The sequence below is a fragment of the Helicobacter pylori genome, from assembly GCF_001998165.1.
GTDB lineage: Bacteria > Campylobacterota > Campylobacteria > Campylobacterales > Helicobacteraceae > Helicobacter > Helicobacter pylori_DL.
This window is the reverse complement of record NZ_MTWR01000082.1, coordinates 1-1,164: the sequence shown is the minus strand read 5'-3', so window position 1 is coordinate 1,164 and position 1,164 is coordinate 1. Positions and strand designations below refer to the sequence as shown.

Genomic DNA, 1,164 nt, shown 5'->3' with positions numbered 1-1,164 from the left:
TTTTTTTTCTTTCTTGTTTTTATTTTTTTTTAGCTTGATTTTTTTTTCTTTTATTGCTTGTCTTTTGTTGTTCTTGTTTTACTTTTTTTTTTTTTTTAGTCTCTATATTGCTTGTCTTTTGTTTTTCTTGTTCTACTTTTATTTGGTTATTAGTCTCTATGTTGCTTGTCTTTTGTTTTTCTTGTTCTACTCTTATTTGGTTATTAGTCTCTATATTGCTTGTCTTTTGTTGTTCTTGTTCCAGTTCTATCCCACTCTTGTTTGCTCTATCCCTAGCATTTTCAGCTTCCTTTTGAGTTTCAGCCACTTCCTTTTTGGATTGGTCATCAGCAAAACACACATTCATAAGCATGGCTGTTAAAGCTGTTACACCTATTGCTGAATTAAACCATGAGTTAGGATGCGTTTTTAAATAATCATCCGCAGTCTTAACATTCCCGCATATCCAATTGCTTTTTTTAATTTGTTTTTTTATCGAGTCTTTTATCGCTTCCCAAAAAGCAATCCCCATTACAGACATTCCCACATTCTTAAAAACTTTCTTTTCTTTTGCCGTTTTTCCTAACTTCATCATCATTGTTGCAAGCATTACTAAAACCCTTATAATAGGCATTTAAATCCTTTCAAAAAAACAATCTCACTTTTCAAAATCTTATTATTGTAGTGTATATAGCCATATTTAACCGCTATTAAACAATTGGTTTGAAAAATTGTGAGGGTCAATCCAATCAGATTTTTCTAATCCATTCCAATAAAACTTGATACAAGTTTTCCTTATACCTTAAACTCACACCCTTTTAAAGGGAATAATAATAAGCGATTTTTCTATGGCAAGAAATTGATTGATGTCTCCTAGAAGCTAAAAACGATTTTATGGTGTTCTTGTTTTCTTGTGCCTACATCCTTTTACTATAACCATAACCCGCTTTTTCTACTTTTTTCTCGGTATTAGCAGCTGCTTCTATTTCTTTACTAACATCAGCAAATATTTTTTGAAGGAACAAAAGGCTTTGAGAGGTTGAAAGGTGGGCTTGTGGGTCTGGTTTTAAATGCCTCATTTCAAGCATTTTAGCTTGAGCTTTAGAGCGTATTTTTAGATTTTCTTTTTGCCATTCTTCTGTAACGTTAAAATCTCTAGGATCTAGTTCTAAATAAGCGATAGAA

General features: G+C 31.6%; 1 protein-coding gene and 1 pseudogene. Both read right to left on the bottom strand.

The genetic code is table 11. From position 1 onward, the window contains the following. Positions 1-28: 28 nt before the first annotated feature. Positions 29-613: pseudogene (locus BZK24_RS08035) on the bottom strand (DUF874 family protein); the annotation flags it as partial. A gap of 283 nt (positions 614-896) precedes the next feature. Then, positions 897-1,164, bottom strand: a 268-nt coding sequence (locus tag BZK24_RS08030) for a DUF874 family protein (RefSeq protein WP_143424401.1), incomplete at its 5' end; no start/stop codon positions are given.